Origin of the sequence: Pseudonocardia yunnanensis (assembly GCF_039534065.1) — a bacterium.
Taxonomy (GTDB): Bacteria; Actinomycetota; Actinomycetes; order Mycobacteriales; family Pseudonocardiaceae; genus Pseudonocardia; species Pseudonocardia yunnanensis.
Genome location: NZ_BAAAUS010000008.1, coordinates 48,143 through 64,833, shown reverse-complemented (window position 1 = coordinate 64,833; position 16,691 = coordinate 48,143). Strand labels below are relative to the sequence as shown.

Below are 16,691 nucleotides of genomic sequence, written 5' to 3'. Positions count from 1 at the left end.
GTGCTGTCGAGCGGGACACCACCCGGCTGGTCCTGGTCGGACGTGGACGTCGCAGTTCCGCGCCCGTCAGCTCGGCTGCCGGGGATCAGCATGGCCGGGTTCCGTCAGCGTGTCTTCGCCTACGGGGAGATCGCCATGGTGGCGCACCCGTCCGTCACGCTGCTCATCGACCTGAGCGAGGGAACAGGCCCCGTCTACGACATTCACGGCCGGCAGCAGCGTGGCAGCGTCGTCGTCGGCCTCCTCCCCGGCGATCTTCGGGCAGCCGGCTGGGGGAGGGTCGATTGCCTCCAGATCCGGCTCGAGCCGGCCGTGGCGGCCGCGGTGCTCGGCGCAACGACCGAGCTCAGCGGCACGGTGGTGTCCCTCGAAGATGTCTGGGGCCGCGATGCCGGGCGCGCAGAGGAGAGGCTGTGCGCCGCCGCGTCGTGGGACGAGCGGTTCACGATCGCGGCGGAGATCCTCACCCGACGGCTGGATGACCGCACAGTGGTCGATCCGGAGGTCGCCTACACGTGGCGGCGGACGCTCACCAGCCGGGGGCGGGTGCGGGTCGAGGGTCTGGCGGACGCGGTCGGCTGGAGCCGCAAACGCCTGTGGTCCCGATTCCGGTCCCAGCTCGGCATCACGCCCAAACGCGCCGCCCGGCTGGTGCGGTTCGACCACGCCGCCCACCTTCTCGCGGCGGGTCACGCTGCCGCCGGAGTCGCCGCCGAGAGCGGCTACGTCGACCAGTCCCACCTCCACCGCGAGGTCAAGGAGTTCGCCGGGCTCACCCCCACGGCCGTGGCCGCTGCGCCGTGGCTCGGGATCGACGACGTCGCGTGGCCTGCTTCATCGCCGACCCGGAGCCGTGACTGCTGAGGCCGGCGGCCCGCTGACGCCAAGGTGATCAAGCGTGCCGGCAGACCTCGCCACTTCACTTTCCTCAGTGCTCCTTGACGGCGTGCAGCAGCGTGATGCCGAACCACGGGCCGCCGTACCAGTACTCGGGCGCCAGACCACGCAGCGTGCCCCGGCCGATGTGCGCCGCGTACTTCCTGGCCATCGGCCAGAAGTCGGCGATGATCAACTGCCCGCCCGGGCGCAGCACGCGCATGGCCTCGTCCACCGCGCGATATCGCCCGCCGGACGTCGGGATGTTGTGGATCGCCAGCGCGCTCGTCACGACGTCGAAAGATGCGTCCGAGAACGGCAACGCGGTCATGTCAGCGGTATGCACTTCCACCCGGTCAGCGACCCCGGCAGCGGCGGCGTTGGCGAGCGTGACCTGAGGGCGGTTGCCGCTCTGGTCCGTTGTGGACCACAGGTCCACGCCCACGGCGCGTCCGGTCGGCAGCCGCTTGGCCGCCTCGATCAGCATCGCGCCGCGGCCGCAGCCCAGGTCCAGCAGTTGCTCGTCACCCCGCAGGCCGACCCGGTCGAGTTCCCGCTCCCAGACGCGCAGCTTGCCGCGCAGCGTGGTGTGCAGATAGACCCCGGTGTGAGCCAGCAGCACCTTGCCGGCCGTCGCCATCGCGATCCTGCCCGGCCGCCACCGGGCGGCGGCCACGCACAACGCCACCCCGGCGGCGCCGGGGAAGCATCTGCGTGGGCGACATGGACACGTGTCGCGCAATGACTGCGTTGTCTTTCCGCGACACGTGTCCATGTCGCGGGGGAGGGGCCACCGTGAGACGCGCGGAGGCCCCACCGCCGGTCGTCAGCGCAGGTGGGCGATCACCTTGGCGAACGCTTCCATGCTGTCCTCCACGGCCCCGAAATAGCTGATCCCGTAGGTCTCGCGATAGTGATGCAGCTTTTCGGCGATCTGCTGTTCCGAGCCGACGAGAACGCCGGGCAGTTGGAGCAGCTGCTCTTCACTGAAGCTGGGGAGCATCTGTTGGAACAGTGAGAGGTCGGGCTTGTCAGGTGTCACCGTCACAGTGGCGATGAACAGGTTGAGCTCCAGGTCGTCGGCACGTTCCCCCGCGGCCTCGCGGACGAACGCGACCCTTTCGGCGAGGGCCTTCTCCGGCTCGGTGTCCGGCTTGATACCGGCGTTGAGGGGAAACGCGACGATGTCGGCTTCCCGTGCCGCGAGGCGAAGCATGCGGTCGCCGGTGCCGGCGATCAGCAATGGCGGAATCGGCTTCTGACGGACCGCGGGCACGTGGTCGGTCGAGGCGAAGAGGCGGCGAAGCTCCCGGATGGTGTGTTCCAGGTGGTCGATGCGCTTCCCGCCGCTGGGGAACGGCAGCTCAGCCGCATCGAACTCGGGTTGGTTGTAGCCGGTGCCGAGTCCGAGCTCCAGCCGCCCGTCGGTGAGTTGGTCGGTGTCGGCGATGTCTCGTGCGAGCAACGCGGGGCGGTAGAAGCTGGTGTTGAGCACGAAGGTGCCCAGGCGGATCGATGTGACCTCGGCGGCGGACACCAAGGCCGGGAACGGCGCCGGCATTCCGAGGTGGTCGGGCATCTGCAGGATGTCGTAGCCGAGATCCTCGGCCCGCCGTGCCTTGCTCTGGAACTCCGACCGCGATCCGGGGGTCAGCAGGCTGACGCCGAATCGGAACGGACGTGTGGTTTGTCCATTTTTGTCAATTGCCTGAGGATCGGAGAGGGGGCTCACAGCGGCAGCTTACTCATCGTTTGCCAGCGTCCGGAAAGCCCGCGAAGTAGATTATCCACTACGCCCAACCCCGACTATTGGGGCATCGGTGAATAAATGCTTCATTGCCGCCGGAACAGGCAGTATCGCGGCTGCACGACGTGTCCGTGGAGCTACGGAGCGAGCAGCACTGTGTTGTCGCGGGCGCCGAGACGCGTATCGATCACCACGTCCCGCATCGGGGCGCCCGGAGTTGTGTGGCGCACGAGCACACTCGCCGCTGCACGGTCGATGACGAACGGGCTGAGCACGTACGGCACCTGTGCGGTGACCTGCTGTCCGGAGTCCGGATCGAGGAACGGCATCGGAACGAGATCTGACGATCAACTGCTCGCGCTCGGCGGCGTCTCTGCACAGCAGGTCCGGCTGCAACGACGAGTCCCGTTCAGGCCAAGGCATGCGGTCCACGGGACGTGGACGCGGACGAGGTGCTCGTCGGCCAGGCTGAGCAGGCCCGCTTCACAGTCCTCGTGAAGCCACGCGAGCACCGCCTTCGGGGAGATGAGGGCCGACTCGGTGCGCGGGAAGCGGGCGACCGTTCCGGCGCGGTCGGCGGCGCGCAGCGCGGCGACCCCGCCGCCGTCGTGCCTGATGCGGTTGCCGCCCCACTGGAGCAGCACCACATCGATCGGGATGCCGGCAGCGTGGTGAGGTAAGCGTGCTCGCGGTCTGGCCCCGTCAACGCAGCCGTCCTCGCCGGTCTGAATCCGCACGTGTGCCGCCGCCGGATTCCTGATCGTCGGGTGTATCGGATCGGGCCGACGTTCTGCACCCACCATCTGATTCGACGGGTCGAAAGCGAAGGTGGTGTCGGCCGTAGTACCGCGACTGCCAGATCAGCGCGGAAGCGGTCAGGTGGATAAATTATCGTGCGTTACGGGGTACGGCCGGTGATCGCCACGATCCGTTCGATCAGCGTGGCGCCGGGCTCGACGTCCACGGGGGAGTCCCACAGCGCCGGGATCGGAGCATTCGGGACGAATACGGCCACATGGTCAAGGCAGGCTCGAAGCGTGGGTTCCGGCAGGTCGAAGGGTTGCCCGGTCGCCTTGGCGATGTCCCAGCCGTGCACGACCAGCTCGGTGAAAGCGATCTTGCCCCACAGCTCGTTGGACAGCTCCAGGCCCGACAGGTTGGTGCTGCCCTGCCAGGCGACCGGGTCGTCCCACGCCTTGCCGAGCTCCTGCACGTGCTGGGTGACGGAATCCCGCCAACCGGGGCCGAAGTGCGCGGCCGTCGCCTCGGAGCCGGTGTCCTGATGCCCGAGCGTGCTGAAGCCGTGAGACACCTGATCGACATGCTCGATGAGGCCGCCGACGGTGTACTCGGTGCACGGGGTGGGAAGGCGGAGCTGGTCATCGGTGATCCCTGCCAGCAGGTCGATCATCCGGCGACAGGCCGGCGTCAGGTCGATCATGGACTCCTCCACGCGGTCAGCGGACGTGCTCTGGAGTACTGACCGTCGAAGGGCCGTGGATTCATCGCTCGTGAGCGACCGATTGTCGGTGACAAATCGGCAGGTCGGTATACACCTGGCATTACCGGCGCCTTGCAGCGCGAATTCTCTTTACGCTCGGTTGTGGCGGCCCGAGCGGCGGCCGCCGCTGTCGAGGTGGTGCGATGACGAGCTGCACAGTCGAGGTCCTGTCCGATGATGCGGAACCGGCACGCCGAGTGTGAGGTGCTCGACCGGCTGTTGATGGCCGTGCGGGCAGGTCAGAGCCGGGCGTTGGTGGTGCGTGGCGAGCCGGGTGTGGGGAAGACGGCTTTGCTGGAGTACGTGGCTGCCCAGGCGTCGGACTGCCGGGTGGAGCGCGCCGCGGGCGTCCAGTCGGAGATGGAGGTGGCCTTCGCCGGGCTGCATCAGCTGTGCGCACCGATGCTGGGTCGGCTCGGGCGGTTGCCCGATCCGCAGCGTGACGCACTCGGCATCACGTTCGGGCTGGTCGCCGGGCGCGCGCCGGACCGGTTGCTGGTCGGCTTGGCCGTGCTCGGACTGCTCGCCGAGGTCGCTCGGGAGCAGCCACTGGTGTGCGTCGTCGATGACGCGCAGTGGCTCGACCGCGCCTCCGCACAGGTGTTCGCGTTCGTTGCGCGGCGGCTGGTTGCCGAGTCGGTGGCGTTGGTGATCGGGTCACGGGGGGAGCCGGAGGATGAGCCGTCGTCCGGCCTGCCGGAGCTGGTGGTTGCGGGATTGCCCGACGTCGACGCGCGGGAGCTGTTGCGCTCCGCGTTACCGGGGCTCGTCGACGAGCGGGTGCGCGACCGGATCATCGCCGAGACCCGCGGCAACCCGCTGGCACTGCTCGAGCTGCCACGCGGGTTGACCCTCGCGGAGCTGACCTGCGGGTTCGGATCGGCCGCGCCGCTCCCGAGGCGGATCGAGGAGAGCTTCCACAGGCAGCTGGCACCGCTCCCGGCGGACACCCGCATGCTGTTGCTGGTGGCTGCGGCCGAGCCGCTCGACGACCCGTTGCTGGTGTGGCGGGCGACCGAGCTGCTCGGCATCCAGCCTGAGGCCGCGGGACCGGCGTCGGCGGCCGGGCTCTTCGAGATCGGCACGCGAGCCCGGTTCCGGCACCCACTGCTGCGCTCCACGATCTACCGAACGGCCTCCGTCGAGGAGCGGCGCATCGCGCACCGGGCGCTGGCCGACGCGATCGATCCCGACGCCGACCCGGATCGCCGTGCCTGGCACCGTGCCCAGGCGGCGTCCGGGCCCGACGAGGATGTCGCCGCGGATCTCGAGCGGTCCGCAGGGAGGGCGCGGGCACGGGGTGGTCTGTCCGCTGCGGCCGCTTTCCTGGAACGGGCCGTCCAGTTGACGAGTGAGCCTGCCCGCCGGGCCGCCCGGGCGCTGGTTGCGGCGCAGGCCGCGCATCAGGCCGGCGCCGCGGACGTTGCCCTGGAGCTGCTGTCCGTCGCGATGACGGGCCCGCTCGACCGGCTGCAGCGCGCCCACGCCGACATGCTGTGCGCTCAGATCACGTTCACGACCGATCGCGGCGGCGAAGCACCGCTGTTGTTGCTCGAAGCGGCCAAGCAGCTCGAGCCGCTCGATGTGCGGCTGGCGCGAGACACCTACCTCGATGCGCTGTGGGCTGCGAAGTTTGCCGGCTCGTCCGCCGGCGTCAGTCTGTGTGAGGTGGCCGAGGCGGCACGGTCAGCGCCTCCCGCGGCGCAGCCTCCTCGACCGGCCGATCTTCTGCTCGACGGCATGGCGATGCGGTACACCGAGGGGCCCGCCGCCGGGGTCTCGGAGCTGAAGCGGGTACTGCTCGCCTTCCGCCGCCCGGGCATGACCGAGGAGGACGGGCTGCGCTGGTTCGTGCACGCCCAATGGGCCGCTGGGGAGCTGGGGGACGATGAGACCTGGGACGTGCTCGCTGCCCGTCACGTTCAGCTCGCCCGGGAGGCCGGGGCGCTCAGCGAGCTTCCGCTCGCGCTGACCTCGCGCATCCTCTTGCACGTGTTCGCAGGCGAGCTGGCCGCAGCCGCGTCGCTGCTCGCGGAGCTCGCGGCGGTCAGTGAAGTGACCGGGAGCCCGTTCCTTCCCCACAGTGCCGTGGTACTCGCCGCATGGCAGGGCCACGCGGCCGAGGTGGCCGAACTGATCAACACGGGCCGTGCGGGAATGCTTCGCCGGGGCGAAGGAGTCGGGCTGACCTTCATGACCTGGGGAGAGGCCGTGCTGCACAACAGCATGGGCCGGTCCGAGGAGGCGCTGGCACTGGCCACGAAGTCCGCGGAGGCGCATCCGTGGGAGAACGGTTTGTTGATCCGGGGAACGCTGGCCGAGCTCGTCGAGGGAGCGGTCCGCTGCGGTCAGACTGAGCGCGCCACCGCTGCTCTTCGACGGCTCAGCGAGCTGAGCCGCGCGTGCGGCTCCGACTGGCCGCTGGGCCTCGCGGCCCGTGCGCGGGCACTGGTGCGGGGAGGCGCGGCTGCCGAGAGCGACTACCGCGAAGCGATCGACCGGCTGGGCCGCACCCGCATCCGCAGCGAGCTCGCCCGTGCTCATCTCCTCTATGGGGAGTGGCTGCGCCGCGAGCATCGCCGGGTGGACGCGCGCGAGCAGCTGCGCACCGCCCACGAGATGTTCACGACGATGGGTGCCGAGGCGTTCGCCGCGCGCGCAGAACGCGAACTCCTGGCCACTGGCGAGCAGGTCCGCAAGCGGAATCTCGAGATCAGCAGCGAGCTCACCGCGCAGGAAGCCCAGATCGCCCGGCTCGTGCGTCAGGGCCTCACGAATCCCGAGATCGCGGCCCGGCTCTTCATCAGCGCTCGAACCGTCGAGTGGCACCTGAAGAAGGTGTTCCGGAAGCTGGGCATCAGCTCTCGCACGCAGCTTCAGCCCTGACGTCGTGTCATCCGCCTGTCGTGGCCATGGCCCGGAGTGCGGCAGCGGTGGCGGCGTCGGCCGGGAAGAAGGTCTCGATTGCGATCTCGTCGAGGGTCACGTCTCGCGGTGAGCCGAACACCGTCATCGTGTACAGCAGCGCGAGGTCGCCGTATTCGGACGAGATCTGCATCGGCATCACGAGGTCACCCGCCGGACCCGCTCCTGGGTCCGAGGTGGTGACACCGTTCGGCACCGGGTAGCTCTCCAGCTCGGCCATCAGCTCAGCGAGGCCGGGCGCTGCCGTCCGCTCCAGCTGCCGCCGGACTCGACGAAGAACGTGCGCCCGCCACTGCACGAAATTGCGGATCCGCGTGGCGAGCCCGCCAGGGTGCAATGTTGCCCTCAGGACGTTGACCGGCGGCGTGGTGAGCTCCGGCGCCAGATCACCGAGAAATGCGGACGCCGCGCGGTTGGCGGCCAGCAGTTCCCAGTGCACGTTCACGGCGAGTGCAGGGTTGGGTTCATGGCCGGTGAGTACGTACTCGACCGCGACACGTGCTTCGCCGAGGTCGGCGAACGCGCGTTCGGCGTGCACCGGGGCGAAGCCGGCGGACAGATAGAACGCGTTGCGTTCCCGGAGCGGAACGTCGAGCTCTTCGCAGAGCCGCGCGATCATCTCGCGGCTCGGGCTCGCGCGTCCCGTCTCGATGCAGCTCAGATGCCTGGCCGAGACGTTTGCCGCGAGCGACAGGTCCAGCTGCGAACGACGGCGACGTTCCCGCCAGCGGCGAACCAACGTCCCGACCGGTTCGGTGGTGGCGGTCATGCCGCCAGGCTGCCGCGCAGGCGGTCGCGTGGCAATGATCTCGGAGGTCATCGACAGGCGTCGATCGTGGCTCCACGCTCAATGGTGCAGTTGCAGCCGCGCAGGAGCACCTTCGGCAGAGGAGACAGCACATGACCGACACGACCGTGGCATCCAGCACTCGTAACCTGCAAGCCGTCGAGCGCTACATCGAGTTCTGGAATGCGGATACGGCGGAGGACCAGCGCCGGCTCGCGTCGATGACCTTCGTCGACGACGTGCAGTACACCGCGTTGATCGGCGTTCTGAGCGGACCGGCGGCGCTGATGGGTTTCCGTGCCCAGTTCATCGAGCACGTCGGCGCTGCGACGTTCCAGGCTCGGGAGAGTCCGCAGACCCACAACGATCGTGTCCGGCTGAAGTGGGAGATCGTGACAGGTGAGGGGAAGTCGTTCGCCACCGGAACCGATGTGATCGTGATCGACGCGGACGCCCTGATCAGTTCCGTCGCCTCGTTCCTCGACCGTGCGCCCGAGGGTTTCGATCCGCACGCCCAACACAGCTGATCCGGTCCTGCTCCGCTACCCCTGCGAAGGGCCCTCAGGAGAATCTCCTGAGGGCCCTTCGCATGATCACCCGACGATCAGGCGATGTCGTAGCGGTCGAGGTTCATGACCTTGTCGAACGCGGCCACGAAGTCGCGCACGAACTTCTCCTTGGCGTCGTCGCTCGCGTAGACCTCGGCGACGGCACGCAGCTCGGAGTTCGAGCCGAAGACCAGGTCGACGCGGCTACCGGTCCACTTGACCTCGCCCGTGGCGCGGTCGTGGGCCTCGAAGGTGTCCTCGTCGCCTGCCACCGACTTCCACTCGATGCCCATGTCGAGCAGGTTCGTGAAGAAGTCGTTGGTCAGCGTGCCGGGCTTGTCGGTGAGGACACCCACTGTGGACTGACCGGTGTTCGCGCCGAGCACCCGCAGGCCGCCCACCAGCACGCTCATCTCCGGCGCGGTCAGGCCCAGCAGGTTCGCCCTGTCGACGAGCAGGTACTCGCCCGGCAGGCGGTGCCCCTTCCCGCGGTAGTTGCGGAAACCGTCGGCGGTCGGCTCGAGGTAGGAGAAGGAGTCCACATCGGTCTTCTCCTGCGACGCGTCGGTCCGTCCCGGGGTGAACGGCACCTGGACGTCGTAGCCGGCGTCCTTCGCGGCCTTCTCCACCGCAGCGGCTCCGCCGAGCACGACGAGGTCGGCGATGGAGACCTTCTTGCCACCGGTCGCGGAGGAGTTGAACTCCTGCTGGATGCTCTCCAGCGAGCGCAGCACCTGCGCGAGCTGGTCGGGGTCGTTGACCTCCCAGTCGCGCTGCGGCTCGAGGCGGATGCGCCCGCCGTTCGCACCGCCGCGCTTGTCGCTGCCGCGGAACGTCGAGGCCGACGCCCATGCGGCGGAGACGAGCTGCGAGACCGTCAGACCCGAGTCGAGGATCTTCTGCTTGAGCGCAGCGACATCGGAGGCGTCGACCAGCTCGTGGTCCACGGCCGGGACCGGGTCCTGCCAGAGCAGCTCCTCCTGCGGGACGAGCGCGCCGAGGTAGCGCTGGATCGGGCCCATGTCACGGTGCGTCAGCTTGTACCAGGCCCGGGAGAACGCGTCGGCGAACTCGTCGGGGTTCTGGTGGAAGCGGCGCGAGATCTGCTCGTAGACCGGGTCGGCCCGCAGCGCGAGGTCCGCCGTGAGCATCATCGGGGCACGGTTGAGCGTGCCGTCCTCCGGGTCCGGGATGGTGTTGGCGCCGGCGCCGTCCTTCGCCACCCACTGGTAGGCCCCGGCGGGGCTCTTGGTCAGCTCCCACTCGTAGCCGAACAGGTTGTCGAAGAAGCCGTTGCTCCACCGGGTCGGCGTGGAGGTCCAGGTGACCTCGAGGCCGCTGGTGATCACGTCCCGGCCCTTGCCGGTGCCGAAGCTCTGCTTCCAGCCCAGGCCCTGCTCCTCGAGGGGGGCGCCCTCGGGCTCGGCTCCGACGTACTTCTCCGGGTCGGCCGCCCCGTGCGTCTTGCCGAAGGTGTGGCCGCCGGCGATCAGTGCGACAGTCTCCTCGTCGTTCATCGCCATCCGGCCGAACGTCTCGCGGATGTCGCGAGCCGAGCCCAGCGGGTCCGGGTTGCCGTTCGGGCCCTCCGGGTTGACGTAGATGAGGCCCATCTGGACGGCACCGAGCGGCTTCTCGAGCTCCCGGTCACCGGTGTAGCGCTCGTCGCCGAGCCAGGTGCGCTCCGGTCCCCAGTAGACGTCCTCGTCGGGCTCCCAGACGTCGGCGCGGCCGCCGGCGAAGCCGAACGTCGTGAAGCCCATGGTCTCCAGGGCACGGTTGCCCGTGAAGATCATCAGGTCGGCCCACGAGATCTTGCGGCCGTACTTCTTCTTGACCGGCCACAGCAGACGGCGCGCCTTGTCGAGGTTGCCGTTGTCCGGCCAGCTGTTCAGTGGGGCGAAGCGCTGCATGCCGGCACCCGCACCACCACGGCCGTCGTCGACGCGGTAGGTGCCGGCGCTGTGCCACGCCATCCGGATCATGAACGGCCCGTAGTGGCCGAAGTCGGCAGGCCACCAGTCCTGTGACGTGGTCAGCACCGCGTCGACGTCCTTGGCCAGCTCGTTCAGGTCAACGGTCTGGAACTCCGCGGCGTAGTCGAAGTCCGCGTCCATCGGGTTGGCGACGTCGGAGTGCTTGCGGAGGATCTTCAGGTTGAGCTGGTTCGGCCACCAGTCGGTGTTGCCTGCGCCTTCGGTCGGGTGCCCAAGGCGTCCGGCGTGGACCGGGCAGCCCTCCGCCTCCTCCTTGTTCATCTTGCTCTCGACAGTGACGTGCTCGTCAGACAAGGGACTTCCTTCCGGGATCACAGGGTGGGCGCTGCGGTGGAGCACTCGGGGCACAGGCCCCGGTAGACGACCTCGGCCTCGTCGATCGCGAAGCCGTGGTCATCGGACGCGGTCAAGCAAGGTGTGGTGCCGACGGCACAATCGACATCAGCGATGGCACCGCACGACCGGCACACGACGTGGTGGTGGTTGTCCCCGACCCGCGCCTCGTAGCGCACCAAGGAGCCCGGCGGCTGGATGCGCCGCACCAGGCCCGCGGTGGTCAGCGCGCCCAGCACGTCGTAGACGGCTTGATGGGACACCTCACCGAGATCGTCACGGACGATTCCGATGATCGAGGCGGTGTCGGCATGCGGATGGTCGTGCACCGCGGAGAGCACCGCTACCCGAGGACGCGTCACACGCAGAGCAGCCCCGCGCAACATGCGCTCGAAGTCCGAGGTCGTTGGCACACCCGCAGTCTGGCCTAGTTTCTTGAATAGTTCAAGAATCGGGCGCGTGTCGCACCGGGGCCCCGCGCTCGGCCGGAAAGAGAACGCACGGTGTTTGCCGGGGTTTCCGAAGGCATGGGGAACGCAGCTTGGCAGATCACGACGGCGACCCGGCGGCGCGGCAAGCGAAGGCGTTGACTTTCACACGCTCGGGAGCAGACCCACCGCTGCCAGTGCTGCGGGTGCGGCGATCAGCAGGGCGCCGAGCACGAGAGGCGCGCCGAGGACTCCGAGCACCGCGTGGCTGCGCCTGGCGTGCGTGCGGCGCGAGTAGGACACGGCGAGAGCGCCGTACCCGGCCGCTCCGGCCAGGAAGAACATGATGTAGGCCAGCGAACGCAGCTCGATCCCGCTCGGGTCGGAGACCACCATGCCGACCAGTTCGACGACGTTGCCCGCCGAGTAGAGAGCGAGCAGCGCGAACGCTCCCCAGACGAGCACCGTGCGCACCGCGGTCGGGGGCCGCGCGATCACCGATCGGACGGCGACGGTGGCGCCGAGCAGCTTCAGCGCCACGACGATCCAGTCCATCACCGCGAGACCGGCGGCCATGTCGGCGTAGGGACCACTCGCGAACCGCCCGGTGACCTGGAAGGCGATGTTGACCGCGGCGAACCCGAGGCACCAGGCCGCCATCACCCAGGCGAGCGCGTGGATCGGCCGCGACGCCTTGGCCGGTACCGGCGCCGTCACCTCACGTGCCGCGTTCGAAGTCACGGGTAGGACGATCCACCTGTGCGCGGCATGAGACCTCCCCCGCGGGAGGGAAGTGCTCCCTCCCCGCGGGGGAGTCGATCGGAACGGTGCGGCGCGGTGCGCCACCAGCTGCGCGACACGCATCCGGCCGTGTCGAGCTCAGCGGCCGGTCACGCCGTCGAGCACCTGCCGCAGCAGATCCGCATGACCGTTGTGCCTCGAGTACTCGCTGATCAGGTGCACGTAGACCATCCGCAAGGACATCGGGTCGCCCCGGAAGTCGATCTCGTGGCTGAACGGAACCCCCGCGACCGCCTCGTCCGCCAGCCGCCACTCCTCCCGCAGGGCCTGCACGTCCTGTTCGGCGCGTGACGGGTGGGCCTGGTGGAAGTCCGTGTCGTCGCCCGGGCCGCCGTGCAGCGGCGGTATGTCCTGCCCGGCCACCCGCTGCCTGAGCCAGATCCGTTCGACCTTGGCCAGGTGACGAACCAGCCCCAGCAGCGACAAGGTCGACGGCGGCACCGGGCGAGCGGCGAGCTGTTCAGCGGTCAGGCCGGCGCACACGTTGAGCAACGTTGCGCGCTGTTCGGCCAGGCAGCCCTCCAGGATGGGCCGGTCCTCACCCGTCAGCGGCCCGTCGACAGGCGTGGGAGCCGGGGATGTCCAGGTGGTCACCGCTGGATCTTGCCACCACACCCGGAGGCACCCTGGCCGGCTCAGTAGCGGACCGTGCTCCCCTTGAGCAGGGGACTCATCTCGGAGGGAACGCCGTCAACCGTCGTTCCGGCGAAGGCGAGGTCGAGCGAGAGCTTGGCGTAGTCGGCGGGGAAGTTCAGCCTCGGCGTCGACACCTTGTCGAGGGCTGCGGTCTGGGATTCGCTCAGGCGCACGTCGATGGCGTCGAGGTTGGTCGTCAACTGGTCCATCCGGCGCGCGCCGATCAGTGTCGACGTGACGCCGGGTCGGTTGTGGACCCAGGACAAGGCCGCGGCGGCCGGTGAGACACCGGCTTCGGCGGCGACCGTCGCCAGGACGTCGATGACGTCGTAGTCCGCTTCCGCCGGTTCGCCGACCAAGGTGGTGCGCAGGGCGTCGACGCCGCCGGTGCGCCTGCGGGAGAACTTCCCGGAGAGGAAGCCGTTGCGCAGCGGGCTCCACGGCATCACGCCCAGGCCCAACTGCTGCGCCATCGCGATGTACTCACCCTCGACGGTTCGGGCGAGCAGCGAGTACTCGACCTGCAGGGCGATCGCCGGGTTCCAGCCGCGGAAGTCGGCGATCATCTGGGCCTCGGTGACCTTCCACGCCGGCAGGTCCGAGAGTCCGATGTAGCGGATCTTCCCGGCGGTGACCAGGTCGTCGAGGGCGCGCATCGTCTCCGCGATCGGCGCGGTGCGGTCCCAGTTGTGCAGCCAGTAGATGTCGATGTAGTCCATCTGCAGGCGCCGCAACGACTCCTCGGCCTGCTGCACGATCGCCTTGCGGCCTGCGCCGCCGCCGTTGGGGTCGCCGGCCCAGAGGTTGCCGAGGAACTTGGTGCCGATCACCACCCGGTCGCGCTGTCCTGGCCGGGTGGCGAAGAAGTCGCCGACGATCTTCTCCGAGTGGCCGTTCGTGTAGATGTTCGCGGTGTCGATGAAGTTGCCGCCGCGGCCGAGGTACTCGCTCATCATCGAGTCGGCCTCCTCGGGCGTGCAGCCCCAGCCGTTGTCCTCCCCGAACGTCATGGCGCCGAGCGTGAACGGGCTGACCCGCAGACCGGATCGGCCGAGGGAGACATAAGAGTCGAGAGGCATGGCTCAAGTACAGTCCGCGCACGCCGCAGCGCGTAGGCCAAAGCTTCCAATCTCTTGCCTGATCCTGCCAATCTTGGAAGCATCGGACGTATGGGCCTTCTCCCTGAACTGCAGCGGCTGCTGCACCGCCACGTCGACCAGACGGTGTTGCCGTCGGTGGTGGTGAAGGCGTCGGAGACGGTGACCGAGCCCATGCCCGCCGTCACCGACCCGGTCTTCGCCCTGATCGCACAGGGAGCGAAGCGGGCTATCGTCGGCGAGACCGTATACGACTACAAAGCGGGCGAATACCTCGTGGTCTCGATCGAGCTGCCGGTGACCGCTCACGTCAGCGAGGCGCCGTACGTGGCGCTCGGGCTGCGGCTGGATCCGGCCCTGATCGCCGGTCTGTTATTGGAGACGGCCGGTGATCGCGGCCCGGCCGACACGCCGGGCATCGCGGTCAGCACCGCCTCGGAGGAGTTGCTCGATCCTGTCGTCCGGCTGATACGCCTGCTGGACCGCCCGGCCGACATACCGGTGCTGGGTGCGGCGATCGAGAGGGAGATCGTCTGGCGGCTGATCACCGGCGAGCAGGGCGCGATGGTCAGGCAGATCGGTCTGGCGGACAGCCGTCTGGCACAGATCAGCCGGGCGATCCGCTGGATCCGGCAGAACTACGCCGACCCGTTCCGGGTCGAGGACGCCTCCCGCGTCGCCGGGATGAGCGTGACGTCGTTCCACCGCCATTTCCGCGCGGTCACCACGATGACGCCGATCCAGTACCAGAAGCAGATCAGGCTGCAGGAGGCGCGGGCTCGGCTGATCGTCGAGCCGCACGACGTCGCCGGGGTCGGGTACGCCGTGGGCTACGGGAGCCCGTCGCAGTTCAGCCGGGAGTACCGCCGGATGTTCGGCGCGCCCCCTGGCGCCGACGCGGCCCGTCTCCAGGGCATCCCGCAGACCGACCCGGTGGGAGTCTGAGCGCGGAGGGGCACCGGCTCGGCTACGGATGTAGCGCGGTGACCTGCCAGCGGCCGTCGCCGAGCAGCTCCAGGCGCTCGTTGTGGAACTGGTCGAGCGTGTTCCGGTGCCCGACGCTGACGAGGACGCAGTCGGGCAGCTCGTCGCGCAGCAGGGTGTAGAGGGTGTGCTCGAGTCCCTCGTCGAGGGCCGACGTGGCCTCGTCGAGGAAGGCCACCCGGGGGCGCATGATCAGGATGCGGGCGAACCCGAGTCGCTGCTGCTCGCCGGGAGAGAGTTCCCGGGCCCAGTCGACCTCGTCGTCGAGCCGGTCGACGAGATGGGGGAGCTGCACCTGACGGAGCACCCGGATCGCCTGCTCGTCGTCGATCCGGTCCGCAGGTTGCGGGTAGGCCAGCGCCGTGCACAGCCCGCCGAGGGGCACGTACGGCTGCTGGGACAGGAACAGGGCGCCGTCGTCGAGCGGGCGGCGCACGGCCCCGGTGGCGTAAGGCCACAGGTCGGCCATGCTGCGCAGCAGGGTGGTCTTCCCGCTGCCGGACGCTCCGGTGACCAGCAGTGCGTCGCCCGTGGTCAACGTGAGATCGAGCGAGTCGACCAAGGACCGGTCGTCGGGCAGGCGCACGGTGAGGTCGTGCACTTCCAGGCCCTCGCCTTCCTCGAGCCACACCGACGGCAGCGCGCGGGCCTCGGCGTCGGCGTCGAGCAGGCCGGTCAGGCGGTCGAGGACAGCGCGGTAGCTCGCGAACTGGTCGTAGGCGTTGCGGAAGAACGACAGGGAGTCGTGCACCTGTCCGAAGGCGGTGGCGGTCTGCTGGACGTCGCCGAGCGTCAACTGTCCGGCGAAGTAGCGCGGGGCCTGGATGAGCACGGGGGCCACCTCGGCCGCTTGGCTGATGGCCAGGTTGAAGCCCTGGAACTTCACAGTTCGCAGCACGATCGCCCACATGTTGTCGATCACGGGGCGGAAGCGTGACGACAGGGTGTTGCCCTCGACCTCCTCGCCGCGGTGGAACGCGACGTTCTCCGAATTGTCCCGCACGCGCACCAATGCGTAGCGGAACGATGCGTTCAACCCCTCGTTGAGGAAGCTCAGCCGGATCAGCGGGCGCCCGACCCGGAACGCGATCACCGAGGCGATGATCACGTAGACGTAGGCGATGAACGTCATCGCCCGGGGGATCTCGGTCCCGAAGATCGGCAACGGCCCGGAGAGCTGCCAGAGGATGATCGTGAACGACACGAGCGACACCAGCGCCCCGACCGCGCCGACGGCGAGCGTCGCCGAGTCGTCGGGGAACGATGCGACGTCCTCCTGAATGCGCTGATCCGGGTTGTCCACCGCAGAGCGGGTGAACCGGCCGCGGTGATATGCCCGATCGCCGAGCCAGTCGCCGATGATGTGGTCGTTGAGCCACACCCGCCAGCGGATGACGATCAGCTGTTGGATGAAGTAGCTGAGCAGCACCTGCACGACGTAGATCGTGGCGAGGATGGCGAAGATCCCCAGAAATCGGGCGAAGGCCCCGGCGTCGAGTTGCTGCAGGGCCGTGTACATGCCGTTCGACTGGTACGAGAGCAGGACGTTGAGGCGCACCGAGGTGATGGTCAGCAGCAACAGCAGAAGCACGCTGAGCAGTGGGCGCCACCCGGCCTCGCCTCGCGGCGAGAAGTAGGGAAAGGCAAGACGTCGGAACTGTCGGCCCCACACCGTGATACGGGTGACAACTGCAGCGATCACGGCACAACCGATTGCCGTGGCCACGAAGACTCCGGCTATCCACATGATGCTGGTGGACCACTCGGTCGACCAGTTCAACCCATCGCCCACACCGGCCTCCCGGTAAACCGACCCTACGCGGGCGGCGCGCGCATCGGCCGGGGACCGTGATGAGTTCCACTCGAATTGCATCGGGAGATTTGGCCGGCTGGACAACCTGGCGTCTCCTGCGTCGCTACTGATCGAACTTTTCGACCATTCGCGCTGCTCGGGACGCGGCGGCGGTGGTATACGTATTCGTTTCACAGGGCTCGGATTCGTACGCCTCGACATAACGGAATGGCATCGAA

The 16,691-nt window shown here is 68.8% G+C and carries 16 protein-coding genes; 4 read left to right on the top strand and 12 right to left on the bottom strand.

From position 1 onward, the window contains the following. Positions 1-864, top strand: coding sequence for a helix-turn-helix domain-containing protein (locus ABD743_RS11525; protein WP_344721583.1), 864 nt, complete (start codon positions 1-3; stop codon positions 862-864). Positions 865-928: 64 nt separating this feature from the next. Here the strand turns inward: ABD743_RS11525 and ABD743_RS11520 are convergent, their stop codons facing one another. The 5 genes from ABD743_RS11520 to ABD743_RS11500 form a co-directional block, all read right to left on the bottom strand. Further along, a complete protein-coding gene (locus tag ABD743_RS11520; RefSeq protein ID WP_344721581.1) occupies positions 929-1,516 on the bottom strand; it encodes a class I SAM-dependent methyltransferase in 588 nt (195 codons plus the stop codon). A 186-nt stretch (positions 1,517-1,702) separates the two neighbouring features. Continuing rightward, positions 1,703-2,608: an LLM class F420-dependent oxidoreductase gene (locus tag ABD743_RS11515; protein WP_344721579.1), complete on the bottom strand. Its 906-nt coding sequence runs from the start codon at positions 2,606-2,608 to the stop codon at positions 1,703-1,705. Between the two features lie 152 nt (positions 2,609-2,760). After that, positions 2,761-2,952, bottom strand: a complete 192-nt coding sequence (locus tag ABD743_RS11510; RefSeq protein ID WP_344721577.1) for a hypothetical protein — start codon at positions 2,950-2,952, stop codon at positions 2,761-2,763. 18 nt (positions 2,953-2,970) lie between these two features. Next, positions 2,971-3,270, bottom strand: a complete 300-nt coding sequence (locus tag ABD743_RS11505) for a hypothetical protein (protein WP_344721575.1) — start codon at positions 3,268-3,270, stop codon at positions 2,971-2,973. A 251-nt stretch (positions 3,271-3,521) separates the two neighbouring features. Further along, entirely contained in the window at positions 3,522-4,064 is a 543-nt protein-coding gene (locus ABD743_RS11500; RefSeq protein WP_344721573.1) for a TIGR03086 family metal-binding protein, read from the bottom strand. A gap of 234 nt (positions 4,065-4,298) precedes the next feature. Between ABD743_RS11500 and ABD743_RS11495 the strand changes: the two genes are divergently transcribed. Continuing rightward, on the top strand, positions 4,299-7,010 hold the full coding sequence (locus ABD743_RS11495; protein WP_344721571.1) for a helix-turn-helix transcriptional regulator: 2,712 nt from the start codon (positions 4,299-4,301) through the stop codon (positions 7,008-7,010). A 7-nt stretch (positions 7,011-7,017) separates the two neighbouring features. On the opposite strand, the gene ABD743_RS11490 is transcribed toward ABD743_RS11495, so the two are convergent. Continuing rightward, positions 7,018-7,818 (bottom strand): helix-turn-helix domain-containing protein, encoded by an 801-nt coding sequence (locus ABD743_RS11490; RefSeq protein WP_344721569.1) that lies wholly within the window; start codon positions 7,816-7,818, stop codon positions 7,018-7,020. A 131-nt stretch (positions 7,819-7,949) separates the two neighbouring features. Between ABD743_RS11490 and ABD743_RS11485 the strand changes: the two genes are divergently transcribed. Beyond that, positions 7,950-8,363: a nuclear transport factor 2 family protein gene (locus ABD743_RS11485; RefSeq protein ID WP_344721567.1), complete on the top strand. Its 414-nt coding sequence runs from the start codon at positions 7,950-7,952 to the stop codon at positions 8,361-8,363. Positions 8,364-8,440: 77 nt separating this feature from the next. Here ABD743_RS11485 and katG read toward each other — a convergent pair whose 3' ends face one another. From katG to ABD743_RS11460, 5 genes are all read right to left on the bottom strand, one after another. Next, positions 8,441-10,642: a catalase/peroxidase HPI gene (gene katG / locus ABD743_RS11480; protein ID WP_344722151.1), complete on the bottom strand. Its 2,202-nt coding sequence runs from the start codon at positions 10,640-10,642 to the stop codon at positions 8,441-8,443. A gap of 50 nt (positions 10,643-10,692) precedes the next feature. After that, positions 10,693-11,127, bottom strand: coding sequence for a Fur family transcriptional regulator (locus ABD743_RS11475; RefSeq protein WP_344721565.1), 435 nt, complete (start codon positions 11,125-11,127; stop codon positions 10,693-10,695). 180 nt (positions 11,128-11,307) lie between these two features. Next, positions 11,308-11,883: a hypothetical protein gene (locus ABD743_RS11470; protein ID WP_344721564.1), complete on the bottom strand. Its 576-nt coding sequence runs from the start codon at positions 11,881-11,883 to the stop codon at positions 11,308-11,310. A 138-nt stretch (positions 11,884-12,021) separates the two neighbouring features. Beyond that, complete coding sequence (locus ABD743_RS11465; protein ID WP_344721562.1) at positions 12,022-12,537, bottom strand: DinB family protein; 516 nt, start codon at positions 12,535-12,537, stop codon at positions 12,022-12,024. 41 nt (positions 12,538-12,578) lie between these two features. Further along, positions 12,579-13,658, bottom strand: coding sequence for an aldo/keto reductase (locus tag ABD743_RS11460; RefSeq protein WP_344721560.1), 1,080 nt, complete (start codon positions 13,656-13,658; stop codon positions 12,579-12,581). A 90-nt stretch (positions 13,659-13,748) separates the two neighbouring features. On the opposite strand from ABD743_RS11460, the gene ABD743_RS11455 reads away from it, so the two are divergent. Continuing rightward, complete coding sequence (locus ABD743_RS11455; protein ID WP_344721558.1) at positions 13,749-14,621, top strand: AraC family transcriptional regulator; 873 nt, start codon at positions 13,749-13,751, stop codon at positions 14,619-14,621. A gap of 22 nt (positions 14,622-14,643) precedes the next feature. Here the strand turns inward: ABD743_RS11455 and ABD743_RS11450 are convergent, their stop codons facing one another. Beyond that, positions 14,644-16,452, bottom strand: coding sequence for an ABC transporter ATP-binding protein/permease (locus tag ABD743_RS11450; RefSeq protein WP_344721556.1), 1,809 nt, complete (start codon positions 16,450-16,452; stop codon positions 14,644-14,646). Between the last annotated feature and the right edge of the window lie 239 nt (positions 16,453-16,691).

Excerpts from the sequence above, each read along its gene's own strand:
- ABD743_RS11520 (WP_344721581.1), bottom strand. The coding sequence starts at position 1,516 with ATGGCGACGGCCGGCAAGGTGCTGCTGGCTCACACCGGGGTCTATCTG.
- ABD743_RS11510 (WP_344721577.1), bottom strand. The coding sequence starts at position 2,952 with ATGCCGTTCCTCGATCCGGACTCCGGACAGCAGGTCACCGCACAGGTG.
- ABD743_RS11500 (WP_344721573.1), bottom strand. The coding sequence starts at position 4,064 with ATGATCGACCTGACGCCGGCCTGTCGCCGGATGATCGACCTGCTGGCA.
- ABD743_RS11495 (WP_344721571.1), top strand. The coding sequence starts at position 4,299 with ATGATGCGGAACCGGCACGCCGAGTGTGAGGTGCTCGACCGGCTGTTG.
- ABD743_RS11490 (WP_344721569.1), bottom strand. The coding sequence starts at position 7,818 with ATGACCGCCACCACCGAACCGGTCGGGACGTTGGTTCGCCGCTGGCGG.
- ABD743_RS11485 (WP_344721567.1), top strand. The coding sequence starts at position 7,950 with ATGACCGACACGACCGTGGCATCCAGCACTCGTAACCTGCAAGCCGTC.
- katG (WP_344722151.1), bottom strand. The coding sequence starts at position 10,642 with ATGAACAAGGAGGAGGCGGAGGGCTGCCCGGTCCACGCCGGACGCCTT.
- ABD743_RS11460 (WP_344721560.1), bottom strand. The coding sequence starts at position 13,658 with ATGCCTCTCGACTCTTATGTCTCCCTCGGCCGATCCGGTCTGCGGGTC.
- ABD743_RS11455 (WP_344721558.1), top strand. The coding sequence starts at position 13,749 with ATGGGCCTTCTCCCTGAACTGCAGCGGCTGCTGCACCGCCACGTCGAC.